Raw genomic sequence first — 23,880 nt, forward strand, 5'->3', positions numbered from 1 at the left:
CAAACGCTAAACCAACGCGGGCCAACCAGTCGTATATGAACAGACGACGCTTTCTAGCACTTTCCGGGGTGGGTGTCGTCGGCGCAGTCGCTGGGTGCAGTAGCGAGGCGGACAGCGTCGAATCCGTCGACAGCCACCCGGCGGCCGCCGACCTCGACGCCCAGCCCCGCCGCGGCGAACTGGGCGGCCACGTCATCCTGGCGTTCGAAGACCCCTCCTGTCCTACGTGTCGCCGCTTCCACGAGAACACGCTGCCGGACATTCGGGAGAACATCGTGGACGCGGGCAAAGGCGCGTACGTCGTCCGGACCTACCCCGTGATCTATCCCTGGGGTGAGCCAGCGACGCAGGCGCTGGAATCGACGTTCGCCCGCGACAGCGAGGCGTACTGGTCGCTGTTCGATCACTACTTCGCCGAGCAGTCGTCGTTCGACCCGGACAACGTTCTGGCGCGGACGGCGACGTTTCTCACCGAGGAGACCGAGGTAGACGGCGAGGCGGTCGCAAGCGACGCCCGAAACCGTGCCCACGATGACGCCGTTCAGGCCGATATCCAGGCGGCCGAGGACGCCGGATTGGGTGAGACGACGCCGATTATCCTGCTGTTCGAGGACGGCGAGTTCGTGACGAAGGTCAACGGGAGCGTCAGCTACGAACTCATCGCGGAGGCGCTGGGAGAGCACGACGGATGAGCACCGCAGAGGGGCTCCGCCTGCCGACGACGCGCGGGGACTGGCGGCTCATGGGCCGGACGGTCAGGCTCGTGCTCACGCTGCCAGTCTACGCGGCAGTCGCCGTGATCGCCGCAATCGTCTCGCTGACCCTGTTTGTCGTCTCGTTGAACGTCCCGCTGGTGCTGGACCTCGTGGTCGGTGGGTCGCTCCCACTCGCCAGCCGACTGCGCGTGCTCGGGGAGCTGTACCCGTTCGTCGGTACGTCGTTCAACCCTGCACAGGGAATCCTGCTGGTCGTCGTCGCCGTCCTCACAGGCGTCGACATCGGGCTGGTGACCTACCACTTCCGCGAACATGGCCTCGACCTCCAGCAGGGCGGCGCGGGCGTCGCGGGTGTCGTCCTCGGAACGCTCGGCGCGGGCTGTGCGGCCTGTGGGTCGGCGGTCCTGCTGGGCCTGCTGTCACTACTCGGCGTCTCGACCTCGCTGCTGTTTCTGCCACTGGATGGGCTGGAATTCGCGCTGCTGGCGCTCGCGGTATTGACCCTCTCTATCTACTGGCTCGCCGAAGGGATGCGCGGCGGCGAAATAAACGGGTGTCCGGTGGATATCTGACTGTCTCGTTGGCAGGTCCTCGTTTCGCCCCGGTTACGGAGTTCCAACCGTTCAAGCGGGAGAAAACGTATAGTGTCGTCAGCCGAACACTCGTGTCGAGAAGGTATGCCCGAGACGGAGTCCCAGGTGACGGCCTCGATGGAGTCCCCCACCGAGTACGAGCACCTCCAGAAAAAGCGGAAAGAGACGGCCGGCACGGTCGAACTGGCCGAAATCGTCGACGTGTGGGTCGGCGAGAGCGAACTCGTCTGTCGGTTCCAGTTCGACTGGGCGACCGACCCGATACAGCGGCGGTACGACCTGAACAGCGACCGCGACATCGCCAAGGTCGAGCGCCTCTGTGAAGCCAACGGCCTGCAGTTCGAGCAGGCAAGTCATCTGGAGGGGTCGCTGGTCGAACTCGAATACACGGGGTCGCAGTGGCTGCCCCGGCCGGAAGCCGCCTACACTGACGGCGAGGGGTCGGCGGTCGAGACGTTCCGCGCGGAGGTACGGCTGCTGGTGCGTGAACTCGCCCAGTCGCCCGCGTTCCTCCGGCGGGGCATCGAGCGCGTCCGGGCGCTCTCGACGACGCAACTGATTATCGGTGTTATTCTCGTCAAGAAAGTTGCCATCATTGCCTTGCTGGCGCACCTCCTGCTGTAGAGTTCCAAACCGTTGGACGGCAGTGTTGGCTGGCGCGACTGGGATACGGGTACCCAATTCGTCTCAGTCACCCGTAGCGGAGCCGGGGCCGGCGGGCGTGTCCACGACGTCGGTCTCGGCGGTCTCGAACTGTGAGAGTTCGTCGTGGAGCGTGTCGGCGTCGTCGGCGAACCGCTCCACCGAGTCGACCATCCCGGCAACGGTCTGGCCCTGCTGATCGACCGTGGTGGCCATCTCACGGGCGTCAGTTGCGGTGTCACCGGCGATATCGTTGATGTCGTCGATTATCCGCACGACTTCCTGCGCGCTGGTCGCCTGCTGGTCGGTCGCCCGGTCGATCTCCTGAATGCCGCCGTTGACATCGACAGTGGCGTCGACCACGTCTTCAAGCGTCGTAATGGTCTCGGAGATAGTGTTGCTTCCGCGGTCGACAGCGTCTTCCATCGTCTCCATGGCGTCGACGGACGTCCCGACCTGGGACCGCAGCGAGCCGATGAGGTCCTCCACATCGGCGGTGGCGGCCTGTGTCTCGGTCGCAAGCTGTTTGATTTCGTCCGCGACGACGGCAAAGCCCGAGCCTGCCTGGCCGGCACGCGCAGCTTCGATGGAGGCGTTCAGCGCGAGCATGTTCGTCTCCTCGGCGATGCCGTCGATGACTTCGACGATCTCGGCCATGTCTTCGGCGATGTCGTCGAGTTGCTGGACCTCGCTCGCGGCGCTCGTCGAGTGGTGTCGGATCTCGTCGACGGCGCTCTGGGCTTCCGACGAGGACTGCTGTGCATCTCGGCCGAGGTCTGCGGCAGTGTTGCTCTGGTCGGCGATCTCGGCCACGGAGGAGGCCATTTCCTCGACGGTTGCCGAGAGGTCGCTGAGTTCGCTCGCCGCGTCGTCTAGCTGCTGGCGCTGGGTTTCTGCTCCGTCCGCGATGTCGGACGCGGTGTCGGCCACGGACTGCGTTTCGTCACGGACCTGCTGACCGTCAGTCAACACGGTTTCGCTCTCGGTTGCGATGTGTGTCGAGGTCGACTGGCCGCTGCCGATGGCAGTCTCGAGGGCAGCCAGCGTCTCGTTGATCGCGGTCCCGACGGCCGCCATGGCGTCACTGATGCTGTCGGTGTCGACGCGTGCGGTCAGGTCGCCGTCGGCCGCCTCGTCGAGCGTCGTCCGGTACTGGGTCGCTTTCAGTTCGAGGTGACTGCTCAGCGCCTCCATCTCACTGCGCTCGGACTCCGCGGTTTCACGGGCCGCTTCGGCTGCTTCGCGCGCTTCCTCGGCGCGTTCCTGGGCTTCGTTTGCCTCCTCGATGTTCCGGCCGAGCGAGGCCGCGGCCCGTTCGAGTTTCGTGTATGCGTCTCCGACCTCGTCGATCCGGTCGACACCGAAGTCGATGTCGTACTGGCCGTTGTCGACTGCCGTCGCCTTTCGGTTGATCTCGATTATCGCGCGGTACATCTCACAGTAGCCCAGAAACCCGGTCACGGCGACGACAAACCCGATGAACACCGCGGCGGCTGTCACGGAGGAAAACAGGACGATAGCCAGCGCCGGTGCGCCCACGATCGACATTGCTGCCAGCAGGAACACACGGACGCTGAACGTCCGACGGAGCGGCGTCGGCAGGTACGGCTCGATTGCCATCGGCACAGTACCGACCGCAAGCATGAGTCGGCCGAGCGGGCCCGTCGCATCATCTGCCGTCGTCATCGAAACCGCCTCGACATCGATTCCAAACAGACTACGGAACTGGACCTTTCGGGGTGCATGTGACACGTTCACTCCCGCCCCATGAAAAATCGCACCCCCGGAGTATCAGCGGTGAGTTTTGCAGTGTCAATTCGTTGTCGTAATTTCGACCACGTCGCGGTGGTCGAGTTCGGTGTCAGCACCGATCTGTCGCTCGGTGCGCACGTCGTGCGCGTGGAGGAACCCTTCGCCGATGTCGGTGTGCAGGAAGTACGCGAAGTCCTCGGCGGTCGACCCGTCGGGGAGGACGAAACAGTCCTGCAGGAAGGTGCCGTCCTCCTGTGGCTTGCGAGCGCCGGGGAACACCGCGATTGCGCCCAGTTCCTCGAACAGCGCGGTTTCCAGCGCCTGCTGGACGCCAGTGCCGCCGAACTCGGTAACGAACTCCCGGATCTGTTCCAGCCCCGCGGCCTTCTCCTCGGGCAGGTCCGCCGTCACGGTGAAATCTTCGTCGCCGGGCCGGTAGTCGAGTACGCCCTGCTCGTTGCCGTTTTTCAGCGCCTTCTCCGCGTGGGCCGAGACGGGGACGAACGTGAGGTGCTCGTACTCCGGGTCCTCGGTGATCGGTTCCCAGTTCGCCTGAGCCTCCGGGGTGTCCATCTTGTTCGCCGCGATGAGCATCGGCTTGGTCCGGATGCGGATCTCCCGAGCGAGTGCCTCTCTGTCTTCGTCGTCCCAGGTGTCGGGGTCGAGTTCCAGGTCCAGCGCGAGCACGACCTGTTTAATCTCGTCGGCGTTGATTTTGAACGCCGACATCTGCTCGGCGAGGTCGTCTTCGATGGCCTTGTCCTCGCCGTGATAGCCCGAGCGGTAGCGCTCGATACCCTTCTCTAAGATGTCGAGATACCACATATCCAGTTCGTCTTCGAGGAAGTCGATGTCCTCGCGCGGGTCGTGGTCCTCGGTGGGTTCACCCTCCAGATCAGTCTCACCGGTGAAGTCGACGACGTGGACGAGCACATCGGCCTCGTTGAGGTCCGTGAGGAACTGGTTTCCGAGCCCTTTCCCCTCGTGTGCGCCGGGGACGAGGCCGGCCACGTCGACGAGTTTCGTCGGGACGAACCGGACGCCCTCGGTACAGTAGCCGTGATTCGGGGTGCAGGTGTGATCGAATTCCGGGGCCGCGCAGTCGACGCGGACGTACGCCTCGCCCATCGACGGGTCGATTGTCGTGAACGGGTACGCGCCCTCGGGCACGTCGTTCATCGTCGCCGCATTGAAAAACGTGGACTTGCCGACAGAGGGCTTGCCGACGAGTCCGATCTTGTAGCTCATTGCACCGATGAAGCGGTTTCAGCGGCTTAAACGCTGTTACACGAGCTACGAGAGCGTGTGAGTCACACACGTACTGTGGGCTGCGAATGTGAGCCGGCGTTTACAATCGCCGCTCGTACACGTTGACGGGGTGTTCCTGTCCGCCGACCTCGGTCGTCCGCTCGCCGACCTTCTCGAAGTGTGCGCGGTAGAACGCGTTCCCGACCTCGTTCTCGGCCAGCACCTCGTCGCGGATTTTCCGCACGGAGAGCTCGTGCAAGTGCTGTTCCCCGCGATGCAGCAGCTTCGTCCCGATACCTTCCCCCCAGTAGTCCGGGTGGACGTACAGATCGAGGTCGCCGAAGCCGGTCGCGTCCGTCATCCCACAGCTCATGTACGCCACCACGTCGTCGTCGGCCGTCGAGACGAACAGGCCGACCTCTTCGAGTTCAATCATCTGCTCCAATAGCGGCGGCGCATACCCCTCTTTGAGGTGCTCTTCCACGGTTTCTGCTCCGAGGATGTCGTCGTACACGGTATGCCATGTGGTCCTGGCGATCCGCCGTATATCCGCGATGTCCACCGATTCGGCCGGCCGGATGGCTGTCTGGAACGACATATGTGAACATGCACCGCGGAACAATATAGAACTGTGGCCTGTTTGACAACGCGAGGAACTATTGCGTTCTGCGTCCCCTGAGATAATAGGGCAACTCTTATGTACACTTCTGTACGTTAGTGTTCAGTAATGGACTACAGTGAGGAGATTGCACCAGCGGTCCAATCAATTCTCGACGCGGCACGGGAGCGCGGTGGCGGCGGAGACCGGGTCTCGGTGACACCCCGGTCGCTGGCCGATGCCTTCGAAGCGGCCGAGAATGCCGGGCGGACGCCGGTCATCGCGGAGATCAAGCCTACGAGCCCGACCGCGGACGGTGAGCGGACCGACGACCCGGTCGACCTCGCTCGACAGATGGTTGCGGGCGGCGCAGCGGCGCTGTCCGTGCTGACCGAGCCGGACCACTTCGGCGGGTCGGCGGCGACGCTCGAACGGGTCCGCGACGCCGTCGACGTGCCCGTCCTGCGGAAAGACTTCGTCCTCCACGAGAGCCAGCTGGACGTCGTCGAAGCGGACGTCGTCCTGCTCATCGTCCGCTTTCTCGAAGCGGACGGGACCGACGACCTTGCTGATCTCCTCACGGCCGCGCGCGAGCGCGGTTTCCAGGTCCTCGTGGAGACCCACACCGCGGCAGAGGTCGAGAAAGCACTCGGCGCGGGCGCGGACATCATCGGCGTCAACAACCGCGACCTCGCGGAGCTGGAGGTCGACCTCGGAACGTTCGAAGCCGTCGCGCCCGAAGTCCCGGACGGCGTCACACTCATTGCGGAAAGCGGCATACAGACGCCGGACGACGTTACACGGATGCGCGACGCCGGTGCGGACGCGCTGCTGATCGGCTCGGCGATCATGGACCACGACGCGGCGACGGACGTGGAAGCGAACACGCGGCGACTAACAGATGCGGACACTGATGCGGTTGAAACGACGACTACAGACACATGAGTACTGACGACGCACACGACCCCAAGTTCGGCGAGTACGGTGGACAGTACGTGCCCGAGGCGCTGATGCCAGCTATCGAGGAGCTGACAGACGCCTACCAGCGGTACGTGCTCGAAAACGAGGACGGCTTCATGGACGAGTTCCGGGAGCGGCTGGCCGACTTCGGCGGCCGACCGACGCCGCTACAGTACGCGGACCAGCTCTCGGCCCGGTACGACACGGACGTGTATCTCAAGCGCGAGGATCTGCTGCATGGCGGCGCGCACAAGCTCAACAACGCGCTGGGCCAGGTGCTGCTGGCGAAGTACATGGGCAAGGAGCGCATCATCGCCGAGACGGGGGCCGGCCAGCACGGCACGGCGACGGCGATGGCGGCGGCCCATCTGGACATGCCCTGTGAGATCTACATGGGCGAGACTGACATCGCGCGCCAGCGCCCCAACGTGTTCCGGATGCGAATCAACGGGTCCGAAGTGAATCCGGTGACCGTCGGCCGCGGCACGCTGAAGGAGGCCATTTCCGAGACGATGCGGGACTGGGCGACCACCGTCGAGAACACCCACTACGTCATCGGGAGCATCGTCGGGCCGCACCCGTTCCCGAAGATGGTTCGGGACTTCCAGGCGGTAATCTCCGAGGAGGCCCGCGAGCAGGCCATCGAGAAGACCGGCGGGCTGCCCGATTCGGTCCTCGCCTGTGCCGGCGGCGGGTCGAACACGATGGGCACGTTTGCCCATTTCGTCGACGATGACGGGGAGCCACGCTCCCCGGAACAGTCGAGCGACGACGAGCCGCGAGACCGTGTCGACCTCTACGCCGTCGAGGCCGGCGGCTCCTCGCTCCAGGTCGACGAGGAGGAGGGCGTCGCGCCCAACTCCGCCACCCTCTCGACTGGCGACGAGGGCGTTCTTCACGGTGCGCGCACGAAGCTCCTGCAGGACTCGGACGGCCAGATCATGGAATCCCACTCCGTGTCCGCGGGGCTTGACTACGCCGGTGTCGGCCCGGAACTGGCCCACCTCGTCGACGAGGACCGCGTCATCCCCGTTAACGTCGACGATGATATCGCGCTGGAAGCGTTCCACCGGCTCTCCCAGGATGAGGGTATCATCCCGGCCCTGGAGACGGCCCACGCCTTCGGCTATCTCGAAGAGCACCACGACGAGGTCGGTGACACCGTCATCGTCAACGTCTCCGGCCGCGGCGACAAGGACCTCGAAACGGTCATCGAGGAGACGAGCAAGCGCGACCTCGACATCGCGCCGGACATGTCTATCTTCGAGCGGGTTGGCGGAGGTGGCCTCTGATGGGGCTCGAACGCGCCTTTGCCGACGAGCCCGCCTTCGTCCCGTACCTCGCGGCCGGCGATCCGAGCTACGAGGCCTCACTGGAGTACGTCGAGGCGCTGGCCCGCGGCGGGGCAGACGTCATCGAACTCGGCCTGCCGTTCTCCGAGCCAATCGCGGAGGGCAAGACCATCCAGAACGCTATCGTCCGCTCGCTGGAAGCCGGGATGACGCCCGACCGCTTCTTCGAGTTCGTCGAGGATCTCGACGTCGACGTGCCGCTGGTGTGTATGACATACTACAATCTCATCTATCAGTATGGTGAGGGAGATAGCGAGTCGCGAAGCGACTCGGAAAACGCGAGCGGTGAAACCGCGAGCCAGGGTCCCCGACCGTTCGTCGAGAAGGCCGCCGCGGTCGGCATCGAGGGCCTCGTCGTTCCGGACCTGCCCGCCGAGGAGGCTGCCCCGCTCCGCCAGGCCTGCGACGAGTTCGGTCTCGACCTGGTGTTCATCGTCGCGCCGACGACGAAAGGCGACCGACTCGAACGGATGCTCGAACAGGTGTCGGGCTACGTGTACGTCCAGGCGCGCCTGGGCGTCACCGGCGCGCGCGAGGACGTGGACGACGCCACCGAGGAATCGCTGGCCCGGCTCTCGGACTGGGACGTGCCCAAGGCCGTCGGGTTCGGCATCAAGACGGGCGACCACGCCGAGCGAATCGTTTCTGCCGGCGCTGACGGTGTTATCGTCGGCTCCGCGCTGGTCGATATCGTGGCCGAGGGTCACGAGAACGGCGACCCAGTCGACGAAGTGGCCGACCGGCTCGAAGCGAAGGCTCGTGAACTCAAAGACGGTGCGCTCCGGGGCGCGGCAGAACGACCGCAACCGGAACGCACATAATCGTACTTGCCACACTGTCTCATATCATGACTGCAGGAAAACGCGCACGACTCGAACGCATCGGGACAGACGACACATACGTCATCATCCCGATGGACCACGGCATCACAATGGGGGCCGTAAAGGGCCTCAAAGACATCGAATCGACTATCGACGCGGTCACTAGCGGCGGCGCGGACGCCGTCCTCACCCAGCGGGGTATCGCCGGGCGAGTCCACCCGAACAAGAACGACGCGGGCTACATCACGCATCTCAACGGCTCTACTACTATCGGCCCGGACGAACAGGACAAACGGGTGACCGGCACGGTCGAAGACGCCATCCGCGCCGGGGCCGACGCCGTCTCGTTCCACATCAACGTCGGCAGCCAGTACGAACCCGAACAGATCGAGGAACTCTCCGAACTGACGACTGAGGCCAGCCAGTACGGCCTGCCGGTGCTGGCGATGGCCTACGCCCGCGGCCCCGACATCGACTCCGAGAACGAGGACTACAACCAGTCCGTCGGCCACGCCGTCCGGCTGGCCGAGGAACTTGGCGCGGATATCGTCAAGACCGGCTACACCGGTTCCGCCGAGACCTTCCAGCACGTCGTCGAGTCCACGTCGCTGCCAGTGGTCATCGCCGGCGGCTCGAAAGGAACTGACGAAGACACCGTTCGTATGGTCCGGGGAACGATGGACGCCGGGGCGTCCGGCGTCTCGATGGGCCGCTCTATCTTCCAGCACGACGAACCGGAGAAAATCGCCCGTGCCGTCTCAGCCGTCGTCCACGACGACGCCACCACCGAGGAAGCGCTTCGCGAGGCCGGACTGGCCGTCGAGGCCTAGGGGCCAAATCAGGACAACTGGACACGGATACGGACCAATAGCCGTATTACGCAGTCTCGAACCACAGAACAGAGTGGGCTTTTCCCTCACCGGAGCCAGATCACGTTTCTCCCTTGCTTGTCTGGCATCCGACAGACCGACCCGGGTTCCGCCACGTTCAAGCCCCGCCGTTGCGGACGTGGGCGTATGACTCGAAGCGTCTGGCTCAAAGCCGACAGCGAGGTCGGCGATTGGGAGACACGGAAACGCCGGATAACCGCCGGTATCGAGGCCGGCGTCGACTGGGTACTGGTCGACGAGGAAGACGTCGACCGCGTCTCGGAACTCGGCGAGATTAACATCGCCGCGTTCACCAACGGCGACGTCCACGTCATGGAGGCCGAGGCGGAGGACTCAGAGGCCGATGCGACCATCGTCGGCAAAGACGGTGAGGGCGACGGCACGGTCGACCTCCCGTCTGATTTCTCCGGCTCCGCGGACCTCTCGACGCTCCGGCAGAACGGGGCCGCCCCCGACGGCGGCTACGTCCGCATCTTCGACGAGGACTACGAGGCCTTCGCCGAGGCGGTCGCCGCCGAAGCCGACTTCACTATCGTCATCGGCGAGAACTGGCAGATCATTCCGCTCGAAAACCTCATCGCCCGGGTCGGCGAGGAGACGGACCTCATCGCCGGTGTCCGGACCGCTGAGGACGCACGAACGGCCTACGAGACGCTGGAAATCGGGGCTGACGGCGTCCTGCTGGACACCGACGACCTCGACGAAATCCGCAAGACGGTGGAGGTCCGTGACGAGATGGGGCGGGAATCGCTCGACCTGGAGTACGCCGAGGTCACCGCCATTGAGCAGACCGGCTCCGCTGACCGCGTCTGCATCGACACGGGCAGCCTGATGGAACACGACGAAGGGATGCTCGTCGGCTCGATGGCCCGTGGGCTCTTTTTCGTCCACGCCGAGACGGCTGAATCCCCCTACGTCGCCAGCAGGCCGTTCCGCGTCAACGCTGGCGCGGTCCACGCCTACGTCCGGACCCCCGACGGCGGCACGAAGTACCTCTCGGAACTCCAGTCCGGCGACGAGGTACAGATCGTCGACGCAGACGGGCACACTCGCGAGGCCATCGTCGGCCGCGCGAAGATAGAGAAGCGTCCGATGTTCCGCGTGCAGGCCGAAACCGAGGACGGCGACCGCATCGAGACGCTGCTCCAGAACGCCGAGACCATCAAAGTCCACACCCGGGACGGGCGAACTGCCGTCACGAACCTCGAACCCGGTGACGAAATCCTCATCTACCACGAGGACACGGCGACGCACTTCGGCGAGCGGATCGAAGAAAGTATCATCGAGAAGTAAGCCGGCTTCGGCCCGGAACGGACCGCAAGCCGGAGGTTACTGCTGGTCCGCCTCGACCGGTTCCAGTTGCGTTGTACACCAGTGACAGAAATCGATGTCCTCGTCGAGTTCCTTGCCGCAGTTCGGACACGTCATACCGGCTTCGACCTCCTGTGTCTGGTTCTCGTTGACCGCGACCCAGTAGGCGTCGACGACGTTGAGCGTCGTGATCACGACCGAACCGATTGTCACCTCGGTGGGTCTGGACTGATACGACGACGAGATAGCCTCTAGGCTCAACTGGGTGACGGGGTCGATAGCGCCAGTGACGACGAACACCACCGACAGCATGAACAATAATCCGAGCCACAGCAGTCCCCGTCCCCACTTGCGGAGGTAGAAGTGTCCCAACCCAGGGAAGATGAACGCAAGCACCACGGCCAGTAACGGCCGCTTGCGTCCTGTGTCAGTCATACTCCGCGAATCCGTCTCGCATACCCCTATATCTTCCGAAGGATCACCGTCCGGAGGAAAACCCCGTGACCGGCGGCCACCGGTTCAGGTGTCGCTCTGTAGCTGTCCGACCAGCGTCCGGAGCGTCGCGAGGTCGTACTGCCCCGGCGCGGTTGCGTCAGCGGGGTCGACCGGTGCGTAGCCGATGCGGGAGCCATACACAGGGGCGACGGCTCTGGAGTGACGACCGGCTGCACCCATACACATCGTGGCGACCTGCTCGCCTCTGGCAGTCATTTCGCGGGTCGCCCCGAGCATCGCCAGTACGTCGTCCGGCGACTGGGCTGTGCTGGCCATTTTCCCCACGTCACCGTGAGCACAGGCCCGTTCGAGTCGACTCACGATGTTGTCGCGGTCCGGCGTCGACTCGAAGTTGTGCGTCGAGACGACGACAGACGCGCCGCGGTCGCGGGCAGCGTCGGCGACGCGGCCGGCATCGTGGTCGCCAGCCCCCGCAAGCGCCGCGAGTTCGAGGTCGACGGCCGTCACGGCGTCGTGTTCGAGCGCGGTTTCGAGCGCGTCGAGGCGGCCCGCGGTGTCGGCGGCCTCGCCACCCTCCCACGTCGGCCGGTTCGTGACGAGTATCGGGAGGTCGCCGTCGTAAGCGTCCAATTGTGCCAGCGGCTCGTCGGCGAAATCCATCCGTAGCTCCAGCCCGTCGGCGTCAGCGCGGGCGGCCGGCTCCACCCCGAGGTCGTCTGTGGCGGCGAGCAGGGTGAACGACTCGAAGTCCATAGGTCGGCTTCGACGGAGCCACACAAAAAGCCGCGCTTACTCGACCGGCTCGTGGGCGGCCCGGAAGCCGTCATCGGTCGTCGTGACGGAGTCGACCGCGTAGAACTGAATCCGTTGCTCCTGTTTCGTATTGACCGCGAAGTCGTACTGTTCGGCCTCGTAGCCCGGCTCTTTCCCGTCGGCACGCCGTTGCTCTACCCACGAGCGGTGGTCGGTGAGACGCTCCTGAGCGATGGTCCGAGAGCGTTCCGGGGCGGCCGCGACCCGGTCTTCGAGCGCCGACAGCAGGTCCGGGTCGCGGTCCACTCCGACCGAGTTCCGGCCAGCGACCATCGCCGCCAGCGTCGTCGTCCCGGTGCCGAGAAACGGGTCGAGTACGGTGTCACCGTACACCGAGAACATCGAGATGAGCCGGTATGGCACGGTCAGCGGGAAGGCACCCGAGCGGTCCCGGAGCCCGTCGTCGATGCCCTGCGTCTCGCCGGGCAGTTCCCAGAGGTCGGAGAACCACTCGTTGCGTTCCTCCCAGAAATAGGCGCTCTCGTAGCGACGGTCAGCGCCGGGTTCGAGGCGACGGCGCTCCCCGTTGCGGAACACGAGGATGTGCTCGTGTTCCAGGGTCGGATAGGCGTTCGGCGGCACCATCCCCGAGCCCATGAACTTCGCGCCGCTGTTGGTCGGTTTGCGCCACAGGATATCCGGCAGCGCGCGCAGGCCGTGGTCGGTCAGCCGGTTGGTTATTTCGGCGTGGTTGGGGTAGGAGCGGAAGCCGTCCTCCAGGGACCGCGTCGCGTCCCCGACGTTGATGCAGGCGATGCCGCCGGGAACCAGCACGCGTTTCAGCTCTGCCCAGACCGCATCGAGCACGTCGTGCATCAGTGTGAACGCTCGGTCACCGTCGCCGCGGTCCAGCGCCGCCCCGATGTCGGGGTCCAGGTCCGCGAAGATGTCGTCCCACATCTCGATCATCGGGTACGGAGGGGACGTGACCACCAATTCGACGCTGTCGTCGGGACACTCAAGCGTACGGGCGTCACCGGTTCGAACCCGGTGTGTCGTCTCCATACCGGTCCCAGCAGATGAGACGACTCTAGTCTTGCGGTTATCGGTCGGGGGAGTCGTTGATGTGTGTCGCTCTGTGGTGGCCGTGCCTTATTTTGAAATACCGTCCGAAAACAGCCAGAAAGCTCCCGACCCGCTTCGGTCCCCCGGCTCGTTGCGCTCCAGTAGGTGCTTACATCGCTGAGGTTCCCGGAGCGGGTCGGCCCCTTTCACTCCCACCCGTAGCTGATTGGCCATCTGACATCGGGTGGGACTGAAAGGGGCGGGCGGCTGAACGAAGGCGGACGAAGTAAGGACCGCAGTGAGCATGGCGAGCGAGGACCACAGCGAGTCCCCCGAGTTCAGCCGGCCGGGGCTTTCTGGCTGTTCAGACTGTCCGCTGCAGTAGCAAATACTCCGCTTGAAACATCAACCAAAAACTGATTCTCACAGCGATCCAACGCAAATACCGAGCTTACGCGACGGGGAGGTCCTGCTCGGCTTCCAGCAGTTCGTGGTAGCGGTTGCGGATGGTGACCTCGGAGATGTCGGCGACCTCGGAGACGGCAGCCTGGGTCGTCTTCTCGTTGGTCAGCAGGGCGGCCGCGTACACTGCGGCAGCGGCGAGGCCGACCGGGGACTTGCCGGAGTGGACGCCCTGTTCCTTGGCGTTCTGGAGGAGCTGGCGGGCGCGGTGTTCGGCCTCGTCAGACAGTTCCAGCGAGGAGGCAAACCGCGGGACGTAGCTCTCGGGGTCCGCGGGGCGGACTTCGAGCGAGAGTTCGCGGACGACGTAGCGGTAGGTCCGGGCGATTTCGCTCTTCTCGACGCGGGAGACCTCCGTAATCTCGTCGAGCGAGCGTGGGACGCCAGCCTGTCGGGCGGCGGCGTAGACGGAGGCCGTCGAGACGCCCTCGATGGAGCGGCCGGGGAGCAGGTCCTCGTCGAGCGCGCGGCGGTAGATGACGCTGGCCGTCTCGCGGACGTTTTCTGGCAGTCCGAGCGCGGAGGCCATCCGGTCGATTTCACCGAGGGCCTGCTTGAGGTTGCGCTCCTTGGAGTCGCGAGTGCGGAACCGCTCGTTCCACTTGCGGAGACGCTGCATCTTCTGGCGTTGTTTGCCAGAGAGGGAGTTGCCGTAGGCGTCCTTGTCGCGCCAGTCAATGTTCGTCGAGAGGCCCTTGTCGTGCATCATGTTCGTCGTCGGTGCGCCGACGCGGGACTTCTCGTCTTTCTCGCTGGAGTCGAATGCGCGCCACTCGGGGCCGCGGTCGATTTCGTCGGACTCGACGACGAGGCCACAGTCCTCACAGACCGTTTCGCCGTGTTCGTCGTCGATGACGAGCGAGCCACTGCACTCCGGGCACGCAGTGCTCTCCGATTCCGTCGACTCAGTCGTCTGTTCCTCGTGTTGCTGTCGCGTCCGTGTGTGTTCACTCATTGGTTGCGAAGGCGGGTGCTCACCGGGTGGGAGACATCACAGAACCCGGAGGCAGTCGGTAACACTGTATTCGAACGAAAGTCATTAAAACATTCCGGTATTGTCATGGAGACCACCGATACACGTCACGAAACCCACGTTTGTGCATTAGTCGCATGACCATTCATATAATAGCTGCCGGGTATTTTTGACTGATTTCCCACAACCCGGTTATAATCGTATACAACTGGTAGCGTCACCGCCGCCACGTCCCTCTCTACTCGAACGTCTCAACGACAGTGGGCAGACACCCTTCGCCAGGCTCGTAGTATGAATTGTGGTCCGCAACGGTTTCTGTTACATCGTGCTCGGTGTAGTTCTCGGGGGCGTCATCGGGACTCTGCACACCCGTTTCACCGACCGCTTCCGCCCACTCGGCAGCACTGAATGCAGTCCCCAGCACCGCGTCGTCGTCCTTGTGGAAGTTGTCGAAGGACGTGGTGGCGTACTCGATGGACTCGCCGTATGCCTCGTCGAGCTCAACGACGGATTCACCGATAGCGCCACCCAGTAACGTCACCGACTCGACTGCGTCTTCGCGTCCACGCTCGTGAAGCGACGCCATCGTTTCAACAGCCACCTTTGCGCCGAGCGAATGTCCGATTACCCGGACTGGAAGCCCACCGCTGTCGTTGTGGTCGGCAACCCACTGTGCGAGCTTCGGACCGTTCTGTTTGGCGATGGCGACACCCTCGCTCCAGCCGATGCCGTCGCCCTTATCGGCATCCCAGGTGAACCCCACGGTGAACTGGTCGTACTCGTTCTCTTCAAGCCCGATCTGGCAGGTGTAGGCGGCGTTTCTGGCATCCGTCTCTCCGAGACTCCAGCCGTGGACGAAGATGACGAGTTCCGTATCGTCGCTGGCCCGGGTCGACTCCCAATCCCCCACTGTTTCGTACTCTGTCTCTGTATACTCGGACTTCAGTTCAGCGTCGTCAGTGAACTGATCACGCGTCGAAACGAGTGGGAACTCCGCTGGAGCTGTGTACTCTCCGTCATCACCGCCGAACTTGCCGCCCCGTACAGCGCCACTCGTACCGAGTGCTGCTACCGATGCCACAGCACCGGTCGAGGCCTTGAGGAAACTGCGTCGCGTTTGCCTGCCCAGTTCGCTCGATTGTATGCTACGTTGAAACATAGCAGAACTGCGTAGTTTTCCGTATTATATAATATTAACTATTATAATTAACGTTGTTGGTAAAAGGGCCCTTATTTATAATATTAGTAAAGAAATACGCCGCTCTGGAGACTGGTAGCTACAGTAGCCACTGAAAATCAATGCACACCGGATCGCAGGACGGCAGTGTGATCAGTGTGGAAATCGTTTCAATTGTTACTCTAGAAGAGCAATCTCAGTAGAGTGCTGTTGTACTGTCCCGAGTATTACCAGCGCAATCCCAGTAGCGACGGAGTGCTATTTCGGGGCGCGTCAGAATGCGCTCAGTCGTTTGTTTCCGGTTCGATAGCGTCGGCGGACTGGGACTCCTCGACGGCCGTCGTCAGTGAGACGTTGAGCCAGGCCATCGATGCGACGCCGCCGATGATGGTGACGACGTTCTTGACCGCATGGTCGACGATAGCGACGCCGATAGCCGCGGCGACGCCGACCGGCGTCAGGGACGCGACGATGACGGTGAACGCACCCTCGTAGAGGCCGACACCGCCGGGCGTCAGCGGCAGGACCTTTGCGAGGTTCCCGACGCTGACCGCGAAGAAGCCAACGGCCACCAGCGACGGCGTCAGGCTGTATCCGAAGGCCGCGAAGACGATCAGGGCCGTTATCACGTCGAACGTCCAAATGAGGAGGCTTCCGATGCCGACACGGGTGAAGGCCGACCCGTCGGCAGCCACCGTCTGTACGTCGCCGACGAACCCTTCGATGACGCCGGCGACGTAGTCGGCGTAGGAGTCGCTGCTCAGCCGCCCGATGACCGCCCGGACGAAGTTCCGGTCGCTCCGGGCACTGGCGACGATAGCCACCACCGCCCCGATCGCCGCGAGGCCGACGCCGCTGGCCACGGCCACGGCAGTTCGCCCGCTGCTGGCCGCGTCGCCGCCGACGGTATCACCAGTCAGCGCGGTCAGCAACTGCTCGGCCGACCCCGTTACAGCCAGCCCGATCATGACGGCGCCGGCAAGCAGCGTGATCGTCAGCAGGTCGAACACGCGCTCGACGGCCAGCGACGCGAACCCGGAGGGGTACGGAATCGAACGCCGGGCCTTGATGACGTACGCCCGAACCGCATCACCGGCCCGCGCCGGAAACACGAGATTCCCGGTCTGGCTGATAAATATTGCACCCGTCAGGAAGCCCCACCGCTCCCGATACCCCATCGAGACGAGGATGTCCCGGTAGCGAATACCCCGGAGCGGCCACGAGACGGCATAGACGACGGCGCTCAGCGCGACGATTTCCGGCGCTGCGCCCGCCATCTCCGCGAGCACGCGGTCGGGGTCGAGATACTGCGTCATCAACAGGAGTGCGACGACGACCAGCATCGTCCCCGCGCCGAGCGACACCTCGCGTGTAATCCGGGGGCTAACCGACAGTTCCCAGAAGGTCCGGAGTATCTGACTGCCCATGCCAAACACGTCCCGGACGATGTCGACCTTCGAATCGCCCTTCGGCGTCCAGTCGACGGGGAACTCCTTCACCCGATAGCCGTTGCGCTGGGCCTTCACGAGCAGTTCCGTGTCCCAGAACCAGTGCTCGTCCTGAACGATGGGTAACAGCGTTTCCAGTGCCTGCCGGTCGAACGACTTGAACCCGCACTGATGGTCCTTAAGATCCGAGCGGAGGACCGTCCGAACGAGCGTGTTGTAGCCGAAGCTCGGAATCCCGCGCTTCGCGGGTCGATCGGCTCGGTTTTCGGGCATCCACCGTGACCCCGTCGCCACGTCGTAGCCGTCGACGCGGACGGCGTTGACCAGTTCTTCGAGATGCGACATATCCGTCGCCAGATCGGTATCGAAATACACCAGCGTCTCGCCGTCGGCCCGCTCGAAGGCGTACTCTAACGCGCCGCCACGGCCGAGGCGGTCGTCACTGTGGACGTGTCGGATCCGGCTGTCCTCGTTCGCGAGTCGCGTCGCGATTTCGGGTGTACGGTCCGAGCAGCCGTCCTCCGCGACGATGACTTCGTACGCGTCTTCGGGGAGAAACGAGGCGAGCGTCTCCAGCGTTATCGAGACCGTCTGCTCGATGGTGTCTGCCTCGTTGTAGGCAGGGAGAACAACGCTCACCTCGACCGCAGTCATACGCTCTTGGTCATCCCCGGAGTGAAAAGTACTTTCCGTTCGGTATGCTTTCGGGACCAAACCGGCTGTTAGTCAGCGCCTTCCTGCGACTGGGTGGTTGCGAACCGCTCGATTGACGCGACGTCGATATCTCCGACCGATTCGTAGGGTCTGTTTACCACCACATCGCCGGCGGTGCTCCGGCCGATACCGGGAATCTCGGTGAGTTCGTTCATCGACGCGCTGTTGAGGTCCAGCGGGTAGGGGACGCCGGTGACCGACCGGTAGCCGTGGTCGGTGACCGCGATGTCGACGACACTGCCGAGTTCGCGTTCGCCCGGAATGCCCACAAGGAGCGGGTAGGTCCCCAGCTGCCGGCCGAACGTCTTGCCGTCCTGATGGTACTCTAGATGGACATCGGGCAGCACCGTTCCCGGCGGCGCGACCCGCTGGAGCATCGGGTTATCGATGGTCTCACGGACCTCCTGTTTGTACTGCTTGAACAGTTGTTTGTGGTCCTTAGCGATTTCTGCGCCGGTGTCGGCCATGTCGGTCCCCTCGAAGGCCATCACCTGGCGGATGTTCACCCGCCGGAGCATCAGCCCCTCGTCGTAGACGCGCTGGAGGAACCGTTTGTTGTGCTCGAAGGTCTCCCGCGTCTCGCCTTTCAGCCCGTGGACGAGGTTGATGCCCGGCAGGAGCTTCGGGAGCCGGCGTGCGGCGTCGTCGCCGAAGTTGGGAGCAGTGTCTCTGTCCCCTCCCGGCCGCCAGCCGGCTACCTCGTTGACGATTTTCACCGCCTCGAAGCACTGGTCGGCGGTGACGTTGAGGTTGTTGTCGCTCATCACGTTCGGGTCGGCCGACTCCAGGCCGAACGCGGCGGTGTCGCCGGGCGTGTTGTGCTCGGCGATGATGCGGATGCCCTCGCGGGCTTTCTCCGGCCACTTGACGACCGTGATGGGGTTCATGTTGTCGAGGTGCAGCGTCTCCAGGTCCGGCGCGACCTCGCGGATGCCGCCGTAGAGCCGCCGCAGGGCGTCGGGATTGGGTGCCTCGCCGTCGCCGCCGTAGGCGAGGATGTCGGCCTGCCGCCCGAGTCGGAAGTGCTTCACGCCGCGGTCCGAGAGGGCGTCGACCTCGTCGACGACGCTCTCGGGCGGCCGGAAGTCCGGGTCGCCGTACATCGGTTCCGTGCAGAACGAGCAGCGGTACGGACAGCCCCGTGAGGTCTCCATCTCGCAGATGAGGTAGTCGGGGTGGTTCGGGTGCTGTTCGACGACGAACGCGCCGGCCCGGGCCCAGCGGGTCTCCTCCTCGACCGAGCGGTAGCGGTCGTTGAACCCCTCCAGCCCGGAGTCGACGAGGTCGTACACCGCGGCCTCCACGTCGGCCATCGCCAGGAAGTCGAAATCGAGGTCGTCGCGGGCCGTCTCGCTCGCGCCCTCGTTGGCCTCGCCGACGCCGAAGCGGACCGGGCCGCCCATCAGCGAGGTGCCGTCGGCCGTCCAGGCGAGTTCGCGCACTTCGTCGGGTTCCGCCGGCGTCCCGCCGACGTACTTGCCGGGGACGGTCATGCCGCCGACGTACACCATGAGGTCGGCGGCCTCCACGTCTCGCCAGACTGCGTTATCCTCCCGGAGTTCGTCGATAGTGTGATACGTTATCTGCTCGCGGGGGACGCCGGCGTCGACCAGCGCGCCGGCGGCGTACCGCGGGTACGTCGAGATGTACGGCGGCACCCCGAAGTGTGCGGGCTCGTCGACGTAGCCGTCGACGATGGTCACGTCGAGCGTCTCGGGGTCAGTCATACCCGCCGCTTGACGCTCGACACTCAAAACCGTGTCTGGTCAGCCGTGGCGACATACACGGCCAGGTGCGGGCTCAAGAAAACGTAGTCAGTACTATCGCTACCCCCGGTTGCAAATCACTTTCTCCCAGCCCGCGCCATGACCTCGTATGGAACGGGTCGAATTTACTGTCCGTGGCACGGACGCGAGCACGCTGCCCAGGGCGTTCCATGACATTGATGAGGAGAACCGCGAACTGTATGACGGCAACGGGTTCGTTGTGGCGGTTACGGAGAACCACTATCGCATGGAACTCACTGAGGTACAGGCGACGACCGTGCTGGAGCTAATAGATGAGACGACTTGCGAGGTGACGATCATCGCTGGCGGCGGCGGATACGGATTGACGGCCGATGCGGGTGGCCGTGAATCCGAGGAAGCTCGAAAGATCAGGCGGCGGCTCGAAACGTTCTGTGAGGATCGTGACCTCACTGTCGAACGGATGTAGGCCAGCAGCATTGCCGGAGGGGATGATGCAGTGACAGAATCACCCAGAGGTAGACGAACTCAGTCGTCGGCGACAGCGGACGACGCGACCGAATCAGCCTGCTCGGACCCGTCGTACCGTCCGCCGAACAGCGTTGTCGCAAACAGGAGCAACGGCGAGAGAAACGCGAAGAAGTAGTACGGGGCGTAGGCAAGCGTTCCAACCCCGAAGACCGCAGACATGTAGACGGCACCGGCGTGCCACGGGAAGAGTGCGCCGGTCGGGGTCCCGGCGGATTCGATAGCCTGCGAGAGATCGTCGCTTGTCAGGCCGTACTCGTCGTAGAGGTTCCGGAGCGTGAGCCCGGGCACGACGATGCTCATGTACTGCTGGGCCGAGAAGGCGTTGACAAAGATGGCCGAAATGCCGGTCCCGACGACTAGGCTGCGCTGGCCGCGGACAGCGGTTGCGAGGTGGTGTGCGAGCACAGCGAGGACACCGGTCCGTTCGAGGAGTCCGCCAAGACTGAGGGCCGCGACGACGACGGCAATCGTCCAGGCCGACCCTGAGATACCACCGCTTGCCAGTAGGTCGTTCACGAGGGCTGTCCCCGTCTCAGGGGCCGTCCCGTCGAGAAAGACGGTCCACGCGGCGGTGAACGACCGGCCCTGCACGAAGATGGTCGTGAAGGCCCCGGCGAAGACTCCGGCGACGAGCGTCGGGAGCGCCGGGATTCCGTACAGCGCCAGTCCGAAGGTGACAACGAGCGGGATAAGTACCAGCACTGAGAGGTCGTAGCTGCCAGCGAGTGCGCCCTGTATTTCGGCGACGCGCCCGTCCGGGATTTCACCGACAGTACGCAGCCCCAGCGCAGCGTAGAGCAGGACTGAGAGACCAAACGCCAGCACGGTCCCGTTGCGCATCGCCCGGATGTGGTCGTAGAGGTCGGTGTTCGTCACGGCGGCCGCGAGGTTCGTCGTATCCGAGAGGGGGGACTGTTTGTCGCCCGCGTAGGCACCCGAGAGGATGGCACCGGCAGTCATCGGTGTTGGCACGCCGAGACCGGAGCCGATGCCGATGAAGGCCACGCCAAGAGTGCCGGCTGTCGTCCACGACGACCCAATAGAAAAGGCGACGACCATCGCAAGCAGCGCCGTCGCCGGCAGGAACACGTCCGGCGTCAGTATCGAGAGGCCATAGTACATCAGCCCGGGGATAGTCCCCGCGCTGACCCACGTCGCGATGAGCCCGTAGATAACGAACAGAATGAGAATAGCCTGCAGTCCCATCAGCAGACTGTCCGCGAGCCCCTCGTAGAGGTCGTCCCACGAGTAGCCGAGCCAGTATTTCCCGACTGCGCCAGTCAGCACGATGCTCCAGAGCAACGGCCCGTGTGGGGCCAGCTTCAGATACCCGGACCCGATGCCGAGGAACAGAACGACACCGAGTACGGGGACCAACGCTTGGAGTACCCCGGGACGGCGCTCCGACGGGATGTCCTCGTACGTCAGCGGTTCGAGAGTGAGTGATGTCACGCTTACGCCGACCTAATAACTCATATGTATTAAAAAGAGCGATAATATCTCTGTAGTGCATATGAGAAAGTATCTCTTTCGAAGGCACTGTTATCAAGTACCACTATCACAGACGCAAAGCGGGACTAATGTGCACTTAGTATGCGTCCCTCCAGCGGCTCACGCTGGTTGGTGTGGACCGGGCTTAACGGGCTACTCAATGGGTTCTCGACGGTACTAGGGCATCTCGGCGCTGCTGACCCAGTACCGGCGGCGGCCGAACAGACGCAGTCTCAGTCGTCGGCGCTGACCGTTCGGTCGTCGGCCTGGGCGTGCCAGAGATCGGCGTAATCGCCGTCGGCCGCGAGCAGGTCAGCGTGGCTACCCCGTTCGACGATTTCCCCGTCGTCCATCACGACAATACGGTCCGCGTCCTGAATTGTCGAGAGGCGGTGGGCGATGACGAAGGCGGTCCGGTCCGCGACCAGTTGCTCGATGCTTTCCTGAATCCGGTCTTCCGTCTCCGTGTCCACGTCGCTGGTCGCCTCGTCGAAGATGATGATTTCGGGGTCGTTCAGCAGAGCGCGAGCGATGGCGACCCGCTGCCGCTGGCCGCCCGAGAGTTTGATGCCCCGCTCGCCGATCTGCGTGTCGTACCCATCCGGCAAGTCTTGAATGAATTCGTGGGCCTGTGCGGCCTTCGCCGCGTCGCGGACGCGGTCGCGTGCGGTCTCCCAGCCAACCTCTTCGGTCTCCTCGTCCAACTGTTCGGCGTCGAGTACCTCGCGGTCGCCGTAGGCGATGTTCTCGGCGACGGTCCCCGAGAACAGGTACGGCTGTTGTTCGACGATGGCGATTTCGCCCCTGAGGCTCTGGAGGCCGTACTCGCGCACGTCGACGCCATCCACCCGGACCGCACCAGCATCCACGTCGTGGAACCGCGGCACCAGTTTCAGCAAGGTCGATTTGCCGGCTCCGGTCGCCCCAGCAAGGCCGATTGTCGCGCCATCGGGCACGTCAAGCGACACGTCGCGGACGACCGGCGGTTCGTCACCGTAGCCGAACGTCACGTCGTCGAACTCGACCGACCCGTCGATGTTGTCGGGTTCGTACGGGTCTGCGGGGTCGGTGACTTCGGGGTCCTGACCCAGCAGCCCGAACACGCGCTCGGCGCTGGACTTGGCGAGCTGGTACTTGTTTGCGGAGCGCCCGATTCGGCGCATCGGCGAGTACAGCCGGCGGATATACAGGAAAAACAGGGCAAACGCCCCGGTCGACAGCGCCGCTTCGCTCTCGGGAGCCGTGATGAAGTCCATCCCGGCGACGTACAGAATCAGGACGAACGCGATACCAGTAAGCAGTCGCAGGCCGGCGAAAAAGGCCCGGCGGATACGCAGGGCGGCTACCTTCTGGTCGTGATACTCCTGGCTCTGGTCGGTCACCCGCTTGCGCTCGAAGTCGTAGCGGTCGAACGCTTTGATGACTGGCGCGCCGCTGAGGTTGTTCTCTAACCGGGTGTTGAGCCGGGACACTGTCTGGCGGATGGAGCGGTATTTCGGCTCGATCCAGGTGAGGAAGAAGCCGCTGGCGATGCCGATGAGTGGCACCGGGCCGAGCGCGATGAGCGCCAGTTTCGGAGAGTACCGATAGAGGATGACCGCGATACCGCCGACGGTCGCCACCACCCGAATCATCTGGCGGAACTCCGTGTTGAGGAACGATTCCAGCCGGTTGATGTCGCTGTTGAGTATCGACATCATCCCGCCGGTCTGGTGGTTCGCAAAGAAGGACAGCGAGAGGTGTTGCAGGTGGTCGTAGGTGTCGTTCCGGAGGTCCCGCTGTATCTTCTGGGCGCTCGACTGGAGGAGATATCTGGAGGCAAAGCGCGTCGCCGACCGAAGGAGATAGGCGATGGCTGCGATGGCGACCAGCCGCTGGAGGAACGCGATACGGGCGGCTTCGCCCGTGATTTGGCCGGGCGGCAACAGGCCGGCATCCGTCAGCAGCCCCGGCTCGCCGCTGCTGAGGACGACACGGTCGATGGCCGCGGCGACGATTATCGGCGGCACGAGGCGGGCGAACCGGGTACAGAACGCCGCCAGAATGCCGACGAGCAGACGGAGCCAGTAGGGGGTGGCGTAGCCGACGAGGTTGACCATCGGGTGGCCGTCGACGTTCTCGCGGACGCCCTCGAAGCCGCCCTGGTCGTCAGGCATAGACGCTAGTTGGTCCGGAAACTGAT

General features: G+C 64.1%; 21 protein-coding genes. 9 read left to right on the forward strand and 12 right to left on the reverse strand.

Annotated features, from left to right (window positions below):
* Positions 1 to 35: 35 nt before the first annotated feature.
* The 3 genes from AV929_RS17330 to AV929_RS17340 all read left to right on the forward strand — a co-directional run bounded on the left by AV929_RS17330 (position 36) and on the right by AV929_RS17340 (position 1,933).
* Positions 36 to 692 carry a thioredoxin domain-containing protein gene (locus tag AV929_RS17330; protein ID WP_014041096.1) on the forward strand — a complete coding sequence of 219 codons (657 nt, stop codon included), beginning with the start codon at positions 36 to 38 and terminating at the stop codon, positions 690 to 692.
* On the forward strand, positions 689 to 1,288 hold the full coding sequence (locus AV929_RS17335) for a hypothetical protein (protein WP_064288843.1): 600 nt from the start codon (positions 689 to 691) through the stop codon (positions 1,286 to 1,288). Before AV929_RS17330 ends, AV929_RS17335 begins: the two co-directional genes overlap by 4 nt.
* Positions 1,289 to 1,393: 105 nt before the next feature.
* Positions 1,394 to 1,933, forward strand: coding sequence for a hypothetical protein (locus AV929_RS17340; RefSeq protein WP_050036954.1), 540 nt, complete (start codon positions 1,394 to 1,396; stop codon positions 1,931 to 1,933).
* 63 nt (positions 1,934 to 1,996) lie between these two features.
* On the opposite strand, the gene AV929_RS17345 is transcribed toward AV929_RS17340, so the two are convergent.
* From AV929_RS17345 to AV929_RS17355, 3 genes are all read right to left on the reverse strand, one after another.
* A complete protein-coding gene (locus AV929_RS17345; RefSeq protein WP_064288934.1) occupies positions 1,997 to 3,637 on the reverse strand; it encodes a methyl-accepting chemotaxis protein in 1,641 nt (546 codons plus the stop codon).
* Between the two features lie 126 nt (positions 3,638 to 3,763).
* On the reverse strand, positions 3,764 to 4,951 hold the full coding sequence (locus tag AV929_RS17350; RefSeq protein WP_004591222.1) for a redox-regulated ATPase YchF: 1,188 nt from the start codon (positions 4,949 to 4,951) through the stop codon (positions 3,764 to 3,766).
* Positions 4,952 to 5,051: 100 nt separating this feature from the next.
* On the reverse strand, positions 5,052 to 5,549 hold the full coding sequence (locus AV929_RS17355) for a GNAT family N-acetyltransferase (RefSeq protein ID WP_044951990.1): 498 nt from the start codon (positions 5,547 to 5,549) through the stop codon (positions 5,052 to 5,054).
* 129 nt (positions 5,550 to 5,678) lie between these two features.
* Between AV929_RS17355 and trpC the strand changes: the two genes are divergently transcribed.
* The 5 genes from trpC to AV929_RS17380 all read left to right on the forward strand — a co-directional run bounded on the left by trpC (position 5,679) and on the right by AV929_RS17380 (position 10,865).
* Positions 5,679 to 6,494: an indole-3-glycerol phosphate synthase gene (trpC, locus tag AV929_RS17360; RefSeq protein WP_014041090.1), complete on the forward strand. Its 816-nt coding sequence runs from the start codon at positions 5,679 to 5,681 to the stop codon at positions 6,492 to 6,494.
* Positions 6,491 to 7,801: a tryptophan synthase subunit beta gene (gene trpB, locus AV929_RS17365; protein ID WP_050036952.1), complete on the forward strand. Its 1,311-nt coding sequence runs from the start codon at positions 6,491 to 6,493 to the stop codon at positions 7,799 to 7,801. The genes trpC and trpB overlap by 4 nt, the downstream gene beginning before the upstream one ends.
* On the forward strand, positions 7,801 to 8,682 hold the full coding sequence (gene trpA, locus AV929_RS17370; protein WP_014041088.1) for a tryptophan synthase subunit alpha: 882 nt from the start codon (positions 7,801 to 7,803) through the stop codon (positions 8,680 to 8,682). The genes trpB and trpA overlap by 1 nt, the downstream gene beginning before the upstream one ends.
* 26 nt (positions 8,683 to 8,708) lie before the next feature.
* Positions 8,709 to 9,512, forward strand: a complete 804-nt coding sequence (locus AV929_RS17375) for a 2-amino-3,7-dideoxy-D-threo-hept-6-ulosonate synthase (protein ID WP_014041087.1) — start codon at positions 8,709 to 8,711, stop codon at positions 9,510 to 9,512.
* A 186-nt stretch (positions 9,513 to 9,698) separates the two neighbouring features.
* Positions 9,699 to 10,865 carry a 3-dehydroquinate synthase II gene (locus AV929_RS17380; protein WP_008312369.1) on the forward strand — a complete coding sequence of 389 codons (1,167 nt, stop codon included), beginning with the start codon at positions 9,699 to 9,701 and terminating at the stop codon, positions 10,863 to 10,865.
* A 36-nt stretch (positions 10,866 to 10,901) separates the two neighbouring features.
* Here AV929_RS17380 and AV929_RS17385 read toward each other — a convergent pair whose 3' ends face one another.
* The 7 genes from AV929_RS17385 to AV929_RS17415 form a co-directional block, all read right to left on the reverse strand.
* The gene (locus AV929_RS17385) at positions 10,902 to 11,318 is read right to left on the reverse strand and encodes a zinc ribbon domain-containing protein (RefSeq protein WP_014041085.1); all 417 of its coding nucleotides are present in this window, start codon (positions 11,316 to 11,318) and stop codon (positions 10,902 to 10,904) included.
* A gap of 84 nt (positions 11,319 to 11,402) precedes the next feature.
* Positions 11,403 to 12,092: a type I 3-dehydroquinate dehydratase gene (locus tag AV929_RS17390; RefSeq protein WP_064288844.1), complete on the reverse strand. Its 690-nt coding sequence runs from the start codon at positions 12,090 to 12,092 to the stop codon at positions 11,403 to 11,405.
* A 36-nt stretch (positions 12,093 to 12,128) separates the two neighbouring features.
* Positions 12,129 to 13,157, reverse strand: coding sequence for a site-specific DNA-methyltransferase (locus AV929_RS17395; RefSeq protein WP_050036949.1), 1,029 nt, complete (start codon positions 13,155 to 13,157; stop codon positions 12,129 to 12,131).
* 451 nt (positions 13,158 to 13,608) lie between these two features.
* Positions 13,609 to 14,574, reverse strand: coding sequence for a transcription initiation factor IIB family protein (locus tag AV929_RS17400; protein WP_004517203.1), 966 nt, complete (start codon positions 14,572 to 14,574; stop codon positions 13,609 to 13,611).
* Between the two features lie 256 nt (positions 14,575 to 14,830).
* Entirely contained in the window at positions 14,831 to 15,673 is an 843-nt protein-coding gene (locus tag AV929_RS17405; RefSeq protein ID WP_014041082.1) for a DUF726 domain-containing protein, read from the reverse strand.
* A 380-nt stretch (positions 15,674 to 16,053) separates the two neighbouring features.
* Positions 16,054 to 17,871, reverse strand: coding sequence for a flippase-like domain-containing protein (locus tag AV929_RS17410; protein WP_064288845.1), 1,818 nt, complete (start codon positions 17,869 to 17,871; stop codon positions 16,054 to 16,056).
* Between the two features lie 68 nt (positions 17,872 to 17,939).
* On the reverse strand, positions 17,940 to 19,658 hold the full coding sequence (locus AV929_RS17415; protein WP_064288846.1) for a radical SAM protein: 1,719 nt from the start codon (positions 19,656 to 19,658) through the stop codon (positions 17,940 to 17,942).
* Positions 19,659 to 19,806: 148 nt separating this feature from the next.
* Between AV929_RS17415 and AV929_RS17420 the strand changes: the two genes are divergently transcribed.
* Positions 19,807 to 20,145, forward strand: a complete 339-nt coding sequence (locus AV929_RS17420; protein WP_064288847.1) for a hypothetical protein — start codon at positions 19,807 to 19,809, stop codon at positions 20,143 to 20,145.
* A 59-nt stretch (positions 20,146 to 20,204) separates the two neighbouring features.
* Here the strand turns inward: AV929_RS17420 and nhaC are convergent, their stop codons facing one another.
* Both nhaC and AV929_RS17430 read right to left on the reverse strand, forming a co-directional pair.
* Positions 20,205 to 21,659, reverse strand: coding sequence for a Na+/H+ antiporter NhaC (nhaC, locus tag AV929_RS17425; RefSeq protein ID WP_064288848.1), 1,455 nt, complete (start codon positions 21,657 to 21,659; stop codon positions 20,205 to 20,207).
* A 272-nt stretch (positions 21,660 to 21,931) separates the two neighbouring features.
* A complete protein-coding gene (locus tag AV929_RS17430; RefSeq protein ID WP_050036947.1) occupies positions 21,932 to 23,854 on the reverse strand; it encodes an ABC transporter ATP-binding protein in 1,923 nt (640 codons plus the stop codon).
* Positions 23,855 to 23,880 lie beyond the last annotated feature (26 nt).

Source organism: Haloarcula sp. K1, assembly GCF_001647155.1.
Classification (GTDB): domain Archaea; phylum Halobacteriota; class Halobacteria; order Halobacteriales; family Haloarculaceae; genus Haloarcula; species Haloarcula hispanica.